14 protein-coding genes are annotated in these 15,219 nt (G+C 63.0%); 5 read left to right on the plus strand and 9 right to left on the minus strand.

Going from position 1 to position 15,219, the window contains the following annotated elements:
* The first annotated feature begins 83 nt into the window (after nt 1-83).
* A complete protein-coding gene (locus M727_RS0114090) occupies nt 84-752 on the plus strand; it encodes a DUF1007 family protein (protein ID WP_027153221.1) in 669 nt (222 codons plus the stop codon).
* Nucleotides 753-810: 58 nt separating this feature from the next.
* Complete coding sequence (locus M727_RS0114095) at nt 811-1,896, plus strand: nickel/cobalt transporter (RefSeq protein WP_084646734.1); 1,086 nt, start codon at nt 811-813, stop codon at nt 1,894-1,896.
* A gap of 200 nt (nt 1,897-2,096) precedes the next feature.
* Here M727_RS0114095 and denD read toward each other — a convergent pair whose 3' ends face one another.
* From denD to M727_RS0114115, 4 genes are all read right to left on the minus strand, one after another.
* Nucleotides 2,097-3,074, minus strand: a complete 978-nt coding sequence (gene denD / locus M727_RS0114100; protein WP_027153223.1) for a D-erythronate dehydrogenase — start codon at nt 3,072-3,074, stop codon at nt 2,097-2,099.
* 1 nt (nt 3,075) lies between these two features.
* A complete protein-coding gene (locus M727_RS0114105) occupies nt 3,076-3,282 on the minus strand; it encodes a hypothetical protein (RefSeq protein WP_027153224.1) in 207 nt (68 codons plus the stop codon).
* A gap of 62 nt (nt 3,283-3,344) precedes the next feature.
* Nucleotides 3,345-4,322 carry a cation diffusion facilitator family transporter gene (locus tag M727_RS0114110; RefSeq protein WP_027153225.1) on the minus strand — a complete coding sequence of 326 codons (978 nt, stop codon included), beginning with the start codon at nt 4,320-4,322 and terminating at the stop codon, nt 3,345-3,347.
* Between the two features lie 186 nt (nt 4,323-4,508).
* Nucleotides 4,509-5,195 (minus strand): GNAT family protein, encoded by a 687-nt coding sequence (locus M727_RS0114115; protein ID WP_027153226.1) that lies wholly within the window; start codon nt 5,193-5,195, stop codon nt 4,509-4,511.
* Nucleotides 5,196-5,278: 83 nt separating this feature from the next.
* Here M727_RS0114115 and M727_RS0114120 point away from each other — a divergent pair, with 83 nt between their 5' ends.
* Both M727_RS0114120 and M727_RS0114125 read left to right on the plus strand, forming a co-directional pair.
* Nucleotides 5,279-6,463 (plus strand): pyridoxal phosphate-dependent aminotransferase, encoded by a 1,185-nt coding sequence (locus tag M727_RS0114120; protein ID WP_027153227.1) that lies wholly within the window; start codon nt 5,279-5,281, stop codon nt 6,461-6,463.
* A 34-nt stretch (nt 6,464-6,497) separates the two neighbouring features.
* Complete coding sequence (locus M727_RS0114125; RefSeq protein WP_027153228.1) at nt 6,498-6,878, plus strand: YciI family protein; 381 nt, start codon at nt 6,498-6,500, stop codon at nt 6,876-6,878.
* 207 nt (nt 6,879-7,085) lie between these two features.
* On the opposite strand, the gene M727_RS0114130 is transcribed toward M727_RS0114125, so the two are convergent.
* From M727_RS0114130 to M727_RS0114145, 3 genes are all read right to left on the minus strand, one after another.
* Nucleotides 7,086-7,841, minus strand: coding sequence for an SDR family oxidoreductase (locus M727_RS0114130; protein ID WP_027153229.1), 756 nt, complete (start codon nt 7,839-7,841; stop codon nt 7,086-7,088).
* A 278-nt stretch (nt 7,842-8,119) separates the two neighbouring features.
* Nucleotides 8,120-8,917: a tellurite resistance TerB family protein gene (locus M727_RS36440; RefSeq protein WP_084646728.1), complete on the minus strand. Its 798-nt coding sequence runs from the start codon at nt 8,915-8,917 to the stop codon at nt 8,120-8,122.
* 247 nt (nt 8,918-9,164) lie between these two features.
* On the minus strand, nt 9,165-10,088 hold the full coding sequence (locus M727_RS0114145; protein WP_027153230.1) for a rhodanese-related sulfurtransferase: 924 nt from the start codon (nt 10,086-10,088) through the stop codon (nt 9,165-9,167).
* 193 nt (nt 10,089-10,281) lie between these two features.
* On the opposite strand from M727_RS0114145, the gene M727_RS0114150 reads away from it, so the two are divergent.
* Nucleotides 10,282-10,920, plus strand: coding sequence for a 2-dehydro-3-deoxy-phosphogluconate aldolase (locus M727_RS0114150; RefSeq protein WP_027153231.1), 639 nt, complete (start codon nt 10,282-10,284; stop codon nt 10,918-10,920).
* A gap of 126 nt (nt 10,921-11,046) precedes the next feature.
* On the opposite strand, the gene M727_RS0114155 is transcribed toward M727_RS0114150, so the two are convergent.
* Both M727_RS0114155 and M727_RS0114160 read right to left on the minus strand, forming a co-directional pair.
* The gene (locus M727_RS0114155; protein ID WP_027153232.1) at nt 11,047-12,948 is read right to left on the minus strand and encodes a DUF882 domain-containing protein; all 1,902 of its coding nucleotides are present in this window, start codon (nt 12,946-12,948) and stop codon (nt 11,047-11,049) included.
* A gap of 377 nt (nt 12,949-13,325) precedes the next feature.
* On the minus strand, nt 13,326-14,849 hold the full coding sequence (locus tag M727_RS0114160) for a sigma-54 dependent transcriptional regulator (protein ID WP_027153233.1): 1,524 nt from the start codon (nt 14,847-14,849) through the stop codon (nt 13,326-13,328).
* Nucleotides 14,850-15,219: the final 370 nt, after the last annotated feature.

Consider the following 15,219-nt stretch of genomic DNA (forward strand, 5'->3'; position numbering starts at 1 on the left):
CTTTTAGCCGCCCGCGGTCCCATTTTCGCCCGCTTTCTGGTAACTCTCAACAGTCACCGAAGTCGATGGAATCACCACCCAGAATGAACCTGAAGCGGCAAGCAATCATGATGGCTTCGGCCATGGCGGCGACATTTGCCACGGTCGGGCCAGCCGACGTGCATCCCCACGTCTTCGCCGAGGCTCGCCTCGAAGTGATCCTCAGCCCGGATCACCAAAGTGTGAAGGCCTTGCGCCATGTCTGGCGCTTCGACGATTTGTTTTCGAGCACGGTGATGATGGAGTTCGACAAGAATTCCGACCTGAAGCTCGACGACAAGGAACTGAAGGAAGTCGCCGATACCGTCCATGCTTCGCTGGCGGAGTTCAATTACTTCCAACTCGTCACCGTCGACGGCAAGGATGAGGCGATGAGCCCGCCGCCGCAGCTGATGGCGAATTTCGACAACGACCAGCTTATTATCCTGTTCGAATCCGAACCCAAGGCGCCGACCAGGCTGGCCGGCAAGATCGATATCGGCGTCTATGACCCGACCTTCTACACGGCGATCGACTTCACCGAGGATGCCAATATGCAGGTTGCCGACTTGCCGTCGATATGCACGAGCAAGGTCGTTCGTCCGAACCCCGACGAGGCGATCGCCGCGAACCAGAAGAACCTGACGGATGCCTTCTTCAATGATCCGACAGGCACCGATATGAGCAAGATATTTGCGACCAAGCTTGAACTGAACTGTCAGCCAAAAGGATAATCCGGTGACGAAACCGTCCCTGCGTTTGGCTTTCGGCGTTTTGGCCGCCGCCCTTGTGATGACGCACGTCCTCGGCTCCGCCCACGCCCAGAGCTCGCTCGGCATCGGCACCAATGACGGGATAGCTCCCGCCACCGGCCCGTTTGCCCACATCCTGATGTGGATCAATCTGCGTCAGCAGGAATTCTACCGCGCGCTTGCCGGTGCGATGAAGGCGATGCGTGAGGACGACAGCAAGCTGTGGCTGCTTATCGGCCTGTCCTTCGCCTACGGCATTTTCCATGCCGCCGGCCCCGGTCACGGCAAGGCGGTGATCTCGTCCTACATGGTCGCGAACGAAGTCGCGCTCAGGCGCGGCATCATGCTGTCCTTCGTCTCGGCCCTGTTGCAGGCGCTGACGGCGATCCTTGTGATGATGCTCGCCTACTTCGTCCTGCGCGGCACCACCATATCGATGACCGACGCGGCATGGTTCCTCGAAGTCACGAGTTTTGTCTTTGTCACCCTGTTCGGCGCCTGGCTTTTGTGGCGCAAGGCCGGCCCTGCCATCCTTCGCCTGTTCGGCGCGAACCCTGCCTACAGCCTCTCGGCGGCCCATGCCGGCCATTCGCAAACAGGCCATCCTGCACATGCACATTCAGTGCATGCGCCTCACGCACATGGCCATGACGGCCACGATAACCATGATCATGGCGCACACGACCATGACCATGGCGGGCACCATCACCATGGCGGGCACCATCACCATGGGGCGGGCGAAGTCTGCGAGACGTGCGGACATTCACACGCGCCCGACCCGGCGCTGCTTTCCGGCGACCGCTTCGACTGGCGCACCGCCTGGTCGGCGGTGGCTGCGGTCGGTATCCGGCCCTGCTCGGGCGCCCTGATCGTGCTGAGCTTTGCCGCGCTCAACGGGCTGTGGTTCGGCGGCATCCTGTCGGTGCTGGCGATGGCACTCGGCACCGCGATCACCGTCTCGATCCTGGCGACGCTGGCGGTGACGGCCAAGAACTGGGCGGTGTATTTCGCCGGTGACGGACGCATGGGCAACCGGATCCACTCGATCGTCGAGATCGGCGGCGCAGCCTTCGTTTTCCTGTTCGGGCTGCTGCTGCTTTCGGCAAGCCTGACGGCTGGTGGATGACGCAGTCCCATATTCACCTTACCGGGCGTCGGCGCTGCCCCTCACCCTTACCCTCTCCCCGTAAAAAACGGGGAGAGGGGGATCGCCAAGGTTGAGGCAGCCCCCTCGCCCCGTTTACGGGGAGAGGATGCCGGCAGGCAGGTGAGGGGCAGCGCCGAGATCGGCACTTTGTGTGTTGCCGCTGGCCCGAATATCGACACCTAACCCGCGATCTTCCCGTCAAGCTCATCCTCGATATGGGCGCGGATGATGTCGTCGAAGCTGGTTTCGGCGGCAAAGCCAAGCTCCCTCGACCGCCGCGCCTCGAACCGTGTCGGCCAGCCCTTGACGATCGCCCAGATCGTTTCGTCGGGCTCCTCGCGGATCAGTTTCACCGCCTTGGCGCCGGCAATGCGTTCCAGGGCCTCGATCTGCTCGCCGACCGTGACGGCGACGCCGGGCATCGTCAGATTGCGGCGCGGCCCGACGGCGCTGCCGTCGATCCCTGCTGCGTGGATCAAAAAACTCACCGCCGAGCGCGGGCTGGCGTGGGTGTGCACGACAGAGCGCGGCACCGGCAATATCGCCTCCTGGCCGCTCAACGGCTCGCGGATGATGCCGGAGAAGAAGCCTGACGCGGCCTTGTTGGGCTTGCCCGGCCTGACGCAGATGGTCGGCAGCCTGATGCCGATGCCGTCGAAGAAGCCGCGCCGCGTATAATCGGCGAGCAGCGCTTCTCCCATCAGCTTCTGCGTGCCGTAGGAGGTCAATGGCGTCGGGTGGAATTCGTCTGATATAATGTCCGGAAACGGCGCGCCGAACACGGCGATCGACGAGGTGAAGACGACGCGCGGCGCAAATCCCGCCAGTCTTACGGCATCGAACAGCGCCCTTGTGCCGTCGAGATTGACGCGATAGCCGAGATCGAAATTGGCCTCCGCCTCGCCCGACACGACGCCGGCGAGATGGAAGATCACATCTGGGCGCGACGCGACCAGCCGTTCCATCGCGCTCGCCGCGGCGAGATCGCCTGTATGGATGGTGACGTCGACGCCATCCAGTGTCGGCGCCTGCGGCGGCACGATGTCGTGAAGGTCGAGCGCGGCGACCTTCCGGCCGCTGAGCTTTCCATCCTTCGCCAGCCGGGCGATGAGCTTGCGGCCGACCATGCCTGCCGCGCCGGTAATCAAAACACGCATATCAATGATCCTTTTTGCGCTGGCTGCGGCCACGCAGCCAAAACACGACGAAAATGGCCACCATGAAGACAGCGGCAATAATAGCGGCAAGAATGGTCGACACGCGGCCGACCGCCAGCATCACGGTTGGCAAATAGTAGGCGGCGATGCCGAACAGCAGCAGCACCCACAGTGCGCCGATCGCCGCATTGCGCGTGTCACGATCCATCACGCGGCCCCGACACGGCGGGGATTCGTCAACTTCGTTACCATGCCATGGAACTCCTGGGATCAGTGATAGTGGCGATGATGCGGAGCCGCATCATGCGCATGGTCGTGCTCGCCATCGTGCTTATCATCGGCGCAATGGCCGAATTCCGGTTCTACCGTGGCGTGGGCAATGCCATGCGCGGCAAGCCGCTTCTTGATGGCGCTGACCGCTTTGTGGGCATCGACGCCATCGTTGAGGCAAGCATGCAAGGTCGCCATGTTGCTTGACCCGTCAAGCGACCAGACATGCATGTGATGCACCTCGCGCACGCCGTTCACCGTCCCTTCTATGTCGCTGGCGATCAGGTCGCGATCGAGGCTCGCCGGCACGCCTTCGAGCAGGACATGGGCCGCTTCACGCATAAGCGACCAGGCTGTGGACAGGATCAGCAGCGAGACAAGGACCGACAGGATCGGATCGATAGGCGTCCAGCCGGTCGCCAGGATGATCAGCGCAGCCATGATCGCCGCCGCCGAGCCAAGCAGATCGCCGAGCACGTGCAGGATGGCACCGCGCATGTTCAGGCTGTCGCGGTCGCCGCCATGCAGCACGAAGATGCAGCCGATATTGACCAGCAGGCCGGCGATCGCAACGACCAGCATCGGCCCGCCGAGCACGGGCGCAGGCGTCAGCAGGCGTTCCCAGGCCTCATAGATGATCCACAGCGCAATGGCGAAGATGGCGATGCCGTTGGTATAGGCGACCAGCGTCTTGACCCGGCCGAACCCGTAGGTGAGACGAACCGTGGCCGGCCGGCCGGCCAGATGAAAAGCATACCAGGCAAGGCCGAGCGCGATACAGTCGGCGAGCATGTGGCCAGCATCCGCCAGCAGCGCCAGCGATCCTGTCAAGAGACCGCCAAGCGCTTCCACGACCATGAAGCCGGCGGTCAGGCAGGCGGCGATCAGCACGCGTTTCTTGTCGGTCGAGCCGTGCACATGACCGACGCCGTGGCTGCGGTCATGCCCTTGCGAACCATGGTCGTGGGTATGCGCCACCTGCGAACTCCTGTCAGAACTGATCCATCCCGGCAGAATCGGGATGGAGGCTCTGTCTTCCTGTTTGCCCATGATCTTGCCCGAAAACCGGCTTCCACTTTTCGGGATCATGGTCCTTCCTGTTTGACCACGATCCTGCCCGAAAACTCGGCCTTCACTTTTCGGGATCGTGGTCCTGGATCATGGTCAGGCGCCGAACTCGGCGCGGAAATCCTCGAGCCGTCGCTTCTGCTGGCCGTCGCCGTCGAAATTGCCCGGATCGAGCCATGCCTCATAGGCTCTGCGCAGTGCCGGCCACTCCTTGTCGATGATCGAGTACCACGCGGTATCGCGGTTTTCGCCCTTGACCACAAGATGCTGGCGGAAAATGCCCTCGAACTTGAAGCCGAAACGCTCCGCCGCGCGCTTCGACGGCTCGTTGCGGTTGTTGCATTTCCATTCGTAGCGGCGATAGCCAAGCTCGTCGAAGATGTATTTCATGAACAGGAATTGCGCTTCAGTCGCCGCCGGCTTGCGCGAGATCAGCGGACCCCAATAGATGTTGCCGATCTCGATCACGCCATAGGCAGGGTCGATGCGCATCAGCGTCTGGCGTCCGGCGACCTTGCCGCTGGCCTTGTCGATGACGGTGAAGAACAGCGGGTCCTCGCTGGCTTCGGCCTTGTCCAGCCACGGCTGCAAGGCGGCGCGGGTCTGCGGCGGATAATCGGGCAGCCAAGCGAAGCGGCCGTCGACATCAGGCACCGACGACGCCTCGAACAGGCCGTCGCCATGCTTTTCGGAGGTCAGCGGCTCAAGCCTGACAGTGCGCCCCTCCAGCACCTTGCGTTCCGGCCACGGGCGCGGTTGCCAATTCTTGAGATTTTCCGACACCCAAAGCTCCAATCCGTTTGACTTTTGCGAAAGGACGCTCACAAAAACGCTCGCTCGGTGAAAGAACCACAGGGACGGGAAAAATGCTCCACACGATTTCGGCCTTCGATCGTCTCGGCGAGGAAAACGCCTTTGCGGTGCTGGCTCGTGCCACCGCGCTCGCCCATCAGGGCCGCGATATCGTCAATCTCGGCATCGGCCAGCCCGACTTCAAGACGCCGCAGCACATCGTCGAGGCCGCGATCAAGGCGCTGCGCGACGGCCACCACGGCTATACGCCGGCCAACGGCCTGCTGGCGACACGCGAAGCGGTGGTGCGCCGCACGCTGACCACAACCGGCGTCGAGGTGTCGCCCGAGGCGGTGATGATCCTGCCCGGCGGCAAGCCGACCATGTTCGCCGCTATCCTGATGTTCGGCGAACCGGGCGCCGAGATCCTCTATCCCGATCCTGGCTTTCCCATCTATCGCTCGATGATCGAGTTCACCGGTGCTGCTCCGATACCAGTGCCGATGCGCGAGGAGAACGGCTTTGCCTTCTCGGCGCAGGAGACGCTGGCGCTGATCACGCCGAAGACCAGGCTGCTCATCCTCAACTCGCCGGCCAACCCGACCGGCGGGGTCACCCCCCGCGCCGAGATCGAGAAGCTGGTCAAGGGGCTGGAAGCGCACCCGGACGTCGCCATCCTCTCCGACGAGATCTACGACGTGATGACCTATGACGGCGAGACGCACTTCTCGCTGCTCAATTTCCCCGAAATCCGCGACCGACTGATCGTGCTCAACGGCTGGTCGAAGACCTGGGCGATGACCGGCTGGCGCATGGGCTGGTCGATCTGGCCGAACGGCGACAAGGGCGCCCACCTCTACGACAAGGTGCGCAAGCTGGCGGTCAATTGCTGGTCCTGCGTCAATGCGCCAAGCCAGTATGCCGGCATCGCAGCCATCGACGGTCCGCAGGACGACGTCGACAAGATGATGCGCGCCTTCGACCGCCGCAGGAAGGTCGTGGTCGAAGGCTTGAACGCCTTACCAGGCGTTTCCTGCATCACGCCGAAAGGCGCTTTCTATGCCTTCCCTAATGTCTCAAAAACCGGCTGGAAGGCGAAGAAACTCGCCTCGGCTTTGCTCGAGGATGCCGGCGTGGCGCTGATCGGCGGACCTGATTTCGGCGTTCTCGGTGAAGGCTATATCAGGCTGTCCTACGCCAATTCCGAAGAGAACATCCTGCGCGCGCTGGAACGGACCAAGGCGTTTCTGGGCAAGTGAGGGCGGGTACGCGACCGACGAAAGGAGATGTCAGATGTTCTATGCCATCCTTGCCTATCACGTGGAAGAAGTGATCACGGCGCTGACGCCGGAGGAGGACGCGGCGCTGATGGCCGACCTGCTCCAGATCCACGAACGGCTTTACCGGGATGGTAGCCTCGGCCCGGCGGCGCGGCTCGGAGCGACCCAAGACGCGTGCACCTTGCGCGGGCCGGGCGCCGGAATGGTCATTGACGGACCCTTCGCCGAGACCAAGGAGCAATTGTTGGGACTATACGTCGTCGACTGCGCCACGCGCGACGCCGCGATCGCGATTGCGCGCGACTTTCGCCGTGTCAATCCGACGGCCGTCTACGAAATCCGCCCTATTTCGCTATATCTTCCGGGCGTGCCGCTTTCGGTGACGCAGTCCTAAAGCGCATCGCGTTTGAAGGATGCGACGCGCTTTAGTTCTTGTTTTATGCATGTCGTTCTCGCAAAACCGCTGCGCACTTTTGCGCGACATGCATTAGCCAAAATTGAACGCCGCCCGGCCGGGTCCCCGCTGCTGCGCAGCGTCCCGGCGTCGCCGGCCTTTCATCGTGCCAGTGGCACGATGAATTCGCTTACGCGAACCGGCCGCTCACCCTCGCCCGACATACGGCATCTTCGTCGCCATCACGGTCATGAACAGCACATTGGCGTCGAGCGGCAGGCTGGCCATATGGAGGACGGCATTGGCGACCTGCTGGACATCCATCACCGCTTCGGCGGCGATGGAGCCATTGGCTTGCGGTACTCCGACCGTCATCGCCTGCGCCATGTCGGTCAAGGCGTTACCGATGTCGATCTGGCCGCAGGCGATGTCAAAAGGCCGGCCGTCCAGCGCCAGTGTCTTGGTCAGCCCGGTAATGGCGTGCTTGGTCGCGGTATAGGGCACTGAGCCCGGACGCGGCGCATAGGCAGACACCGAGCCGTTGTTGATGATGCGGCCACCCATCGGCTGCTGCCTGCGCATGGCGCCGAAGGCGGCGCGGGCGCACAGGAACGAGCCGGTGAGATTGACCCCCACGATGTCGTTCCACACCTCGACGGGGATCTCGTCGATCAATGTCGACTTGTAGCCCGCGCCGGCATTGTTGAAGAGCAGGTCGACACGACCGAAAGCCGCCGCCACCGTCTCGAACAGATCGTCGACCTGGTCGGCCTTGCTGATGTCGCAGGCGACCGCCAGCGCCTTGGCTTGTGTCGATCCGGCCCCAGCGATTGCCTTGTCCAGCACCGGCTTGCGGCGTCCGCAGAACACCGTATTCCAGCCGGCTCTGAGCAGCGCCGTGGCGACGCTCTTGCCGATGCCCGTGCCGGCACCAGTGACGATGGCTGTTTTGTAGTCTGTCATAACTGTCCTCCTACAGCGCCGCATGCCCGCAAGGACGCTATAGCACCATGATTTTGAGCAATTTTGAATTTGCGCATGATCGCTTGCAAAAATCGATTCCGATTTCGGCTTATGCGCTAACCGGCTGCGACAAAAAGGGCGGCCATTGGCGGCCGCCCTAATCTGAACCGGCTGGGAGGAGGAAAGCCGATCCGACTGCTTAAAATCATGCGCTTCCTGGGTAAACGAGACATTAACGCGAAAGGACGCCGGATTGCCGCTCTCCGCGGCCCCGAAGCCTACCAGCGCGAATTGGCGGTTGCCTTGCCCGATCCCGGCACCCCTGACGCCGGCACCCCTGACTCCGGCACCCCAGACTCCGGCACCTTTGGCGCCGGCACTTTTGCCGCCGCCACCGTCGCCTCGACATGGTCGAGCAGTGCATCGGGCAAGCTGAGGCGGCCGGCGAGCAGATCGAGATAGCCGCGTTCGGCACGTGTATTCGGATCGATGGCGAGGCGCGAGGCGGTGTAGAGCTCGAGCTTCTGGGCGTCGGTTTGGGCGCCGGCGACCAGCGTATCCAGGTCGAGCGGCCTTTCCAGTTCCGACAACAGGAATTTCTCCGCGTCGGAGTCGATGCCCGCGAGACTGAGCTTGCCGGCGATCTTTTGCCGTTCGTCGTCGTCGATATGGCCGTCGGCCTTCGCCGCCGAAATCATCGCGCGCACCAGCGTCAGCGTGAATTCGTCCTCGCCTTGCGGCGCCTGCGAGGGATGAAAGCTGGTGTCGGCGGGCGGCGGCAGCAATTCCGGTTCACCGGCAACTTGCGTTTCAGCCGGCGCCTTGCCGTTCTTGTAGTTCTGGTAGGCCTTGTAGGCGAGGCCGCCGACGACGGCCAGGCCGCCGAGCTTCACCGCCGTGCCGGCGACCTGACGGCCAGCGCCGGTTCCGAGCAGCACCGCGGCCAGCGCGCCAGCGGCCAGCGGATTGTCCTTGGCCATTTGCACCGCCTGGCCCCCTTTGTCGCGCACGGTCGATCCGGTTCCGGGAATTTGCGAGCCGAGCAGATCATTGAGGAGCTTCTTGGGATCGAACATCAGTGCCTCCAGAATTGGCCGGCCGAAAGCGCCGGGCAGGATTTCGGACGTTGAACAGGTAGGCCCCGCATATGGACATTACAATGACGGATGGGCGCTTTGCCGGTGATGGCACAAACGAGATGATCTCAGAATCCGCCTTGTCCAACGCGTTGGGCCGAAAATCGGAATCGATTTTCGGAAACCACGATTTATGGATTCAAAGTGTTAGAGCGTACTTTGTGCATCCAAGCTGACGCACGTCGCTTTAACGTCCGATATGCGGAGCCCTGCCTTGCGCTTGCGCCAGCTCGACCTGGCGTTGACGCTCGGCGTAGCGGGCGCGATCCTCGTCGGAACGGGCATCGTAGCAATGCGGGCATGAGATGCCGGCGGCGTATGTCGACGACAGCAGGTCCTGCCCGGTCAGCGGATGCCGGCAGGCGCGGCAAAGTTCGGCCTCACCCTCGACCAAGCCGTGCGACACCGAGACGCGTTCGTCGAAGACGAAGCACTCGCCCTGCCAAAGGCTTTGCTCGGCAGGCACCTCTTCGAGATATTTCAGGATACCGCCCTTGAGATGGAACACATCCTCGAAGCCGAGCGACTTCACATAGGCCGTTGCCTTCTCGCAGCGTATGCCGCCGGTGCAGAACATGGCCACCTTGCGGCCGACGAGTTCGGCCCGATGCTGCTCGACCCAGGCCGGGAATTCGCGAAAGCTCGTTGTCGCGGGGTCGACCGCTCCCTTGAACGTGCCGATCGATACCTCGTAGGCGTTGCGCGTGTCGATGACGATCGTGTCCGCATCCGATATCAGAGCGTTCCAGTCGGCCGGTGCGACATAGGTGCCGGCGCTTGCCGCCGGATCGAGATCCCCAACACCCATGGTGACGATCTCGCGCTTCAGCCGCACCTTCATGCGGTGAAACGGCATCTGCGCGGCGCTGCTGTACTTGACCTCGAGACCGGCGAGACCTTCGATGGATTCGAGATGATCGATGAGCGCGGCGATGTCAGCTTCGCTGCCGGCGACCGTGCCGTTGATGCCCTCATGCGCCAGCAGCAGCGTGCCCTTGATACCGCGTCCGCAGCAAAAGGCGGCGAGCGGCGCGCGCAACGCCTCGAAGTCGTCGAGCCGGGCAAACCTGTAGAGCGCGACAACGCGCACGGCTTGATTGGGCAGTGTCATCGCCGAAGCCACTAAACGCTCATGAAAGCCGATTCAAGGCCGCCGCGCGGAGCAGCTTCTCCTTTGGTGGCCTTTGACGGCCGGTCTGACGGACTTGCCGGCAGCGCGTGACATCGCGACACGCCTCGCTTCGTGGACAGAAAACCGGCCTTCTGCTAACCGATTGAACGGATCAATACCGGAGAGACGACAAATGCCCAGCAAGACCGAAAAGCTCCTGTCGCTCCTCAACGGCCAACCGGTTATCCCGGTGCTGAAGATCGCCAATCTCGCCGATGCCGTGCCGCTGGCGCGCGCGCTGGCGCGCGGCGGCCTGCCGGCGATCGAGATCACGCTGCGGACCGCTGATGCGCTGGAGGCGATCCGGCTCGTGGCAAGCGAGGTCGAAGACGCCATCGTCGGCGCCGGCACCATTCTGGACGCCCGCCAGTTCGGCGAGGCGGCGGCAGCCGGGTCGAAGTTCATCGTCAGCCCCGGCATCACCCGCGAGCTTCTGGCGGCGGCGAAGGACAGTGACGTTCCGTTGCTGCCCGGCGCCATCACGCCCGGTGAGATCATGGCCGCCCGCGAGGCGGGCTTGCGCTTCCTGAAATTCTTCCCGGCAGAACAGTCGGGCGGCATCGCCTCGCTCAAGGCATTCGCCTCGCCGCTCGCCGATGTCAAATTCTGCCCGACCGGCGGCATCACCGACAAGAACGCCAGCGACTATCTGAGCCTGCCCAACGTCATCTGCGTCGGCGGCTCCTGGGTGGCGCCGGACGATTTGGTCAAGGCCGGCAAATGGGACGAAATCGAAGCCCTGGCGCGCGCCGCGAGCAAGCTCGGGCGATAGAGACACTCTCACCCCAAGCGGACCGATGCGTGCCACGCAGAAGCATGCAGCGGTTTTGCGATAACGACATGCATAAAAAAAGCCGCGCGGGTTGCCGACGCGGCTTTTTATTGGTTGGTCGATCCGCTACTCGGTCCTGAAGCGGGCGACCGACAGGAACTTGACGGCATTGCCGGTGAACCGGTTGGCGTCGGCCAGTTGATCGTCCGACTGGAAGCCCACGGTATAGACTTCGGTTGGGGGCGTGTGCACGATATTGTAGGCGTAGCGCGGCGCCGTCGTTGCGCTGGAGACAGTGGCGACATTCTCGCCGCTGTTCAACGCCCAGCGCGCCGCCTTCGGCTCGGCGGCGACCACCACGGACTTGGGACCAGGCTTCAGGTCACGGGCGGTTGCCCTGGCTGCCTTGCGGGTGGTCTTCACACCCGTGCCGATCGCCGCGGCCGGATCGGAGCCAGCCGGGCGGGCAAAGACAGCCTCGCGCGGCGATGCGGCATTGCCCTTCGCCGGCTCACCGAGGACCGCGCTTGGCTGGGAGAGCGAAGCGACCTGGTATTCGTCGGTTGCGCTGACCCGCTCGAGGACAGCTTTGACCGCGTCAGACTGGACCGCGGCGGACTGGACCTGATCATGCTGGACCAACTCGGGCTGGGCCAAGTCAGGATGGGCCAGATCTGGCCGAGCCGACGGCAGCACCGAGAACACATCGGTAGCGGTCTTGCCGTGCCCGGCCGTATCCGCCAGCGCCAGAAGCACAGCCTTGTCCTGGGGCGCAAGGTCGGCCGCTGCAAGGTCGGCCGGCAACGAGTGATTGGGGCGCCAGGTCGGCAACGGAATGTTGTTGGCGGCAACCTGCGCCGCATCGGCGACAACGGACGGTTCGGCCATGCCGAAGGGAGCGTTCGCCGGCGCTTGCGCGGTCGTCACCGCCTGTTCGGTGGTGGCGGTGGCATCCGCCACGCCGAACGGAACGTTTTCGGGCGGCTGAGCGACATCGGCCTTCGGACGCGGGGCGAAATCGGGCAGCGGCACGCTGCGCGCCGGCAGCGCCGCGATGATCGTTTCCGGCGTGTCCTCCTCCGGTTCCGGAGCAGGGGCATCGGCGATTTGCGGAATCTCGGCGCGCTTCGCATCCTCAGGCGACACGATGGCAATGCCCGGAAGCTTGCTGTTCCTGGCGGCCGGTGCCGGCTTGGCAATCGCCAGCTTCACGCTCGCCGCCTTCACATTGGTTGACTTCGGCGTTGGCGCGGCCACCACATCGGCGCTGTCATCGGCCTCGTCTTCACCGCCGCCGAAGAAAGCCGCCAGCAGACCGCCGGTTCTTTTGGCACCGCCACCTGCGCTGGCCATTTCGATGGCGGGAGCGCCGGCGCCCTTCCGCGCCTTGTACGAGGCGAGCGCCTGTGAATAGCCGGGCAACGGCTTGCCGTCGCTCGGCACATGCAGCGTCTTGCCGTTGGGGAACACGCGCGCCAGTTCCTGGCGGCTGATGCCAGGCCAGTGCCGCACATTGCCGACATCCATGTGGACAAAGGGCGAGCCGGACCTCGGATAATAACCGACGCCACCACCCTGCATCCGCAGACCGATGTCGCGCAGTTTCTTCAGCGGCACGCCGGGAATGTAGAAGTCCATGGCCTTGCCGAGCGTATGCTGGCTTTTCTTGGCAACGCCCCTGCTGCGGCTGCGCAGCATCGAGTTCGTCGACGACGAGCGATAACCGCACACGACCTGGATATAGTCGCGGGCGCCGCTCTGCCGGTAAGCCTCCCAGACCAGGTCGAGCAGGCGCGGATCCATCTTGGTCGGCTCGTTGCGGCGCCAGTCGCGCAGGATGACGTTGATCTTTTTCAGACCCGCCTGATCGTAGCGGCCGCCGCGCTTGAAGACGATCTCCGCCTTCTCTTTGGTGTGCAGGTTGAAGAGTTTCAGCGAACGTGTCTGGGCGCTGGCGCCGGTCGCAGCCGCTGTAAGGAAGCCAAAGGCGAGAATCACCGCTGCCAGCCATCTCGGCCAGGCGCTCATGTGATAGTGCCGCCCGTTTGTGTGTCGTTCGACTTTGTTCAAATCAAAAGGCCTTGCAGGCTGCCGTTTGTCCCCGGATTTGACCAACGGATGCGGTGGTGTTCACATCCGAATATCGATCCTAATGGTTAATCATCGCTTATTGAAGCCGAAATGCGGTAACACCGTGGCGATATCCCGTCAAAAATATTGCACGGGGTTTCTTGGTAAACTGCTGGTTTAGATCATGTTTTGGGCTTTGCCTGAACACGATCTGTTACCAGACGCTTCAATGCGTGAACACTGCCGGCAAGCGCATCGCCCGACCGCGTCACGCCCGATTCGACGACTGTCGATTGTCCTGATGCCAGGTTGGCAAGCTGGTCCGGGCTTGCCTGTCAGGAAGCAAGCCGGTCGATACGGCCCGTTTCCGGATCGATGCCATATTCCTTGAGCTTCCTGTAGAGCGTCGAGCGGCCGATGCCGAGGCGGCGGGCAACTTCGCTCATCTGGCCGCTATAATGGTCGATGGCGAGCTTGATCATTTCGAGTTCGACATCGGCCAGCGCCCGCACATTGCCGCGTTCGTCCAGCGCCCGCAGCGTGCCGAAGCGAGGCTGCGGCCTGGCTGGCGGATCGAGCTCGGCTACAGCGATGCCGTTATCCTCGCCAAGCGGCTCGGTGACCAAAGGCAACGCGGGCAGCGCGCCATGCGCATCGAGGTTGACGGTGCCCTCGACCTGCGCCCGGATCTGCGGAAACTCCTCTTCGGTCAGCAGATCGCCTTCACAAAGCACCGAGGCCCGGAAGACGGCGTTTTCTAGCTGGCGGATATTTCCCGGCCAGTCGTAGGCCTGCAGCATGGCGAGCGCCGCGGCCGAAATGCCGTGCAGGCGATGACGTGGACCGGTGGGCGCGACCTTCTCCAGAAAATGCTCGACCAAATAGGGAATGTCGTCGCGACGGTCGCGCAGCGGCGGGACGAAGATCGGATAGACGTTCAGGCGGTAGAACAGATCCTCGCGGAACTTGCCGTCCTTGACCTGCTGCAGAAGATTGCGGTGTGTCGCCGAGATCAGCCTGATGTCGACCCTGACGGTCGAACGCCCGCCGACCGGATCGACCTCACCGTCCTGCACGGCGCGCAGCAGCTTGACCTGCACGTCGAGCGGCAGGTCGCCGATCTCGTCGAGGAAGAGCGTGCCCGAATGCGCCTCGACGAACTTGCCGGTGTGTTTTTCGGTGGCGCCGGTGAACGAGCCCTTCTCGTGGCCGAACAGGATCGATTCGACCAGATTGTCGGGGATGGCGCCGCAATTGACGGTGACGAACGGTTTTGAGCGGCGATCGCCGCTGCCCTGGATGGCGCGCGCCACCAGCTCCTTGCCGACCCCGGATTCGCCTTCGATAAGGATCGGGATGTTGGACGCGGCCGCCTTCTGGCCGAGACGGATCACCCGGTCCATCGCCGGGCTGTGCGTGATCATGTCCTTGAAGGTCAGATGGCCGCCGCGCCGCCGCGACGTGCGCTTCACTTCTCCCTCGACCGCCTCGACTTTGAGCGCGTTGCCGATCGATGCCTGCAGCCTGTCGGGAGATGCCGGCTTGACGACGAAATCGAAAGCACCGTGACGCATGGCCGAAACGACGGTTTCGATGCCGCCCTGGGCGGTTTGTACGATGACCGGAACCTGGATGCCGCGCTCACGCATCGCCTTCAGCACGCCGATGCCGTCGAGGCCCGGCATGACGAGGTCGAGGATGACCACCGACACGTCGCGCGCCTTGGGCCCGTCGAGCGCATCGAGACCGGCCTCGCCGCCATCCGTGATGATCGCGCTGTGGCCGAATTTCGTCACCGCCGCCTCGAGCAGCCTGCGCTGCACGGGATCGTCATCGACTATGAGTATGGAACCTGTCATGACTGGTTCAACGATGCTCGCCCAATATGCCCACCCCACTGTGTCTTCCCAATGGGGAATCCAACCCTATGGATCATCCTGGCACAGGGTTCTAAATAAGCTTTCAAAAAACCCGGTGAACGAATTCCTTAGGATTTGACCGGCTTTCTCATCCTCTTTGAATCTTTGGCCCTTTGAATCTTTGGGGCTGACCGCTTAGAGACTGTTTCGAAATTCGCTCTGGCGAGTCATATGGTGGTGGTTTCGAGAACCGGCGCGCAGCGGACATTAGAGCGCCGCGCGTCCATTGGACGCGCAAAGGACGCTCTAACACTTTGGTTGGGCGCATGATCCTTTCCGGAAACCGAAATCGGTTTCCAGGGTCATGCGC

It is taken from the genome of Mesorhizobium sp. WSM2561 (genome assembly GCF_000513915.1).
GTDB lineage: Bacteria > Pseudomonadota > Alphaproteobacteria > Rhizobiales > Rhizobiaceae > Mesorhizobium > Mesorhizobium muleiense.

Bases quoted from the DNA above. Each gene is read 5' to 3' on its own strand.
- M727_RS0114130 (WP_027153229.1), bottom strand. From the start codon at position 7,841: ATGACAGACTACAAAACAGCCATCGTCACTGGTGCCGGCACGGGCATC.
- denD (WP_027153223.1), bottom strand. From the start codon at position 3,074: ATGCGTGTTTTGATTACCGGCGCGGCAGGCATGGTCGGCCGCAAGCTC.
- M727_RS0114160 (WP_027153233.1), bottom strand. From the start codon at position 14,849: ATGACAGGTTCCATACTCATAGTCGATGACGATCCCGTGCAGCGCAGG.
- M727_RS0114155 (WP_027153232.1), bottom strand. From the start codon at position 12,948: ATGAGCGCCTGGCCGAGATGGCTGGCAGCGGTGATTCTCGCCTTTGGC.
- M727_RS0114150 (WP_027153231.1), top strand. From the start codon at position 10,282: ATGCCCAGCAAGACCGAAAAGCTCCTGTCGCTCCTCAACGGCCAACCG.
- M727_RS0114095 (WP_084646734.1), top strand. From the start codon at position 811: ATGACGCACGTCCTCGGCTCCGCCCACGCCCAGAGCTCGCTCGGCATC.
- M727_RS0114105 (WP_027153224.1), bottom strand. From the start codon at position 3,282: ATGGATCGTGACACGCGCAATGCGGCGATCGGCGCACTGTGGGTGCTG.
- M727_RS0114145 (WP_027153230.1), bottom strand. From the start codon at position 10,088: ATGACACTGCCCAATCAAGCCGTGCGCGTTGTCGCGCTCTACAGGTTT.
- M727_RS36440 (WP_084646728.1), bottom strand. From the start codon at position 8,917: ATGTTCGATCCCAAGAAGCTCCTCAATGATCTGCTCGGCTCGCAAATT.
- M727_RS0114120 (WP_027153227.1), top strand. From the start codon at position 5,279: ATGCTCCACACGATTTCGGCCTTCGATCGTCTCGGCGAGGAAAACGCC.
- M727_RS0114125 (WP_027153228.1), top strand. From the start codon at position 6,498: ATGTTCTATGCCATCCTTGCCTATCACGTGGAAGAAGTGATCACGGCG.
- M727_RS0114090 (WP_027153221.1), top strand. From the start codon at position 84: ATGAACCTGAAGCGGCAAGCAATCATGATGGCTTCGGCCATGGCGGCG.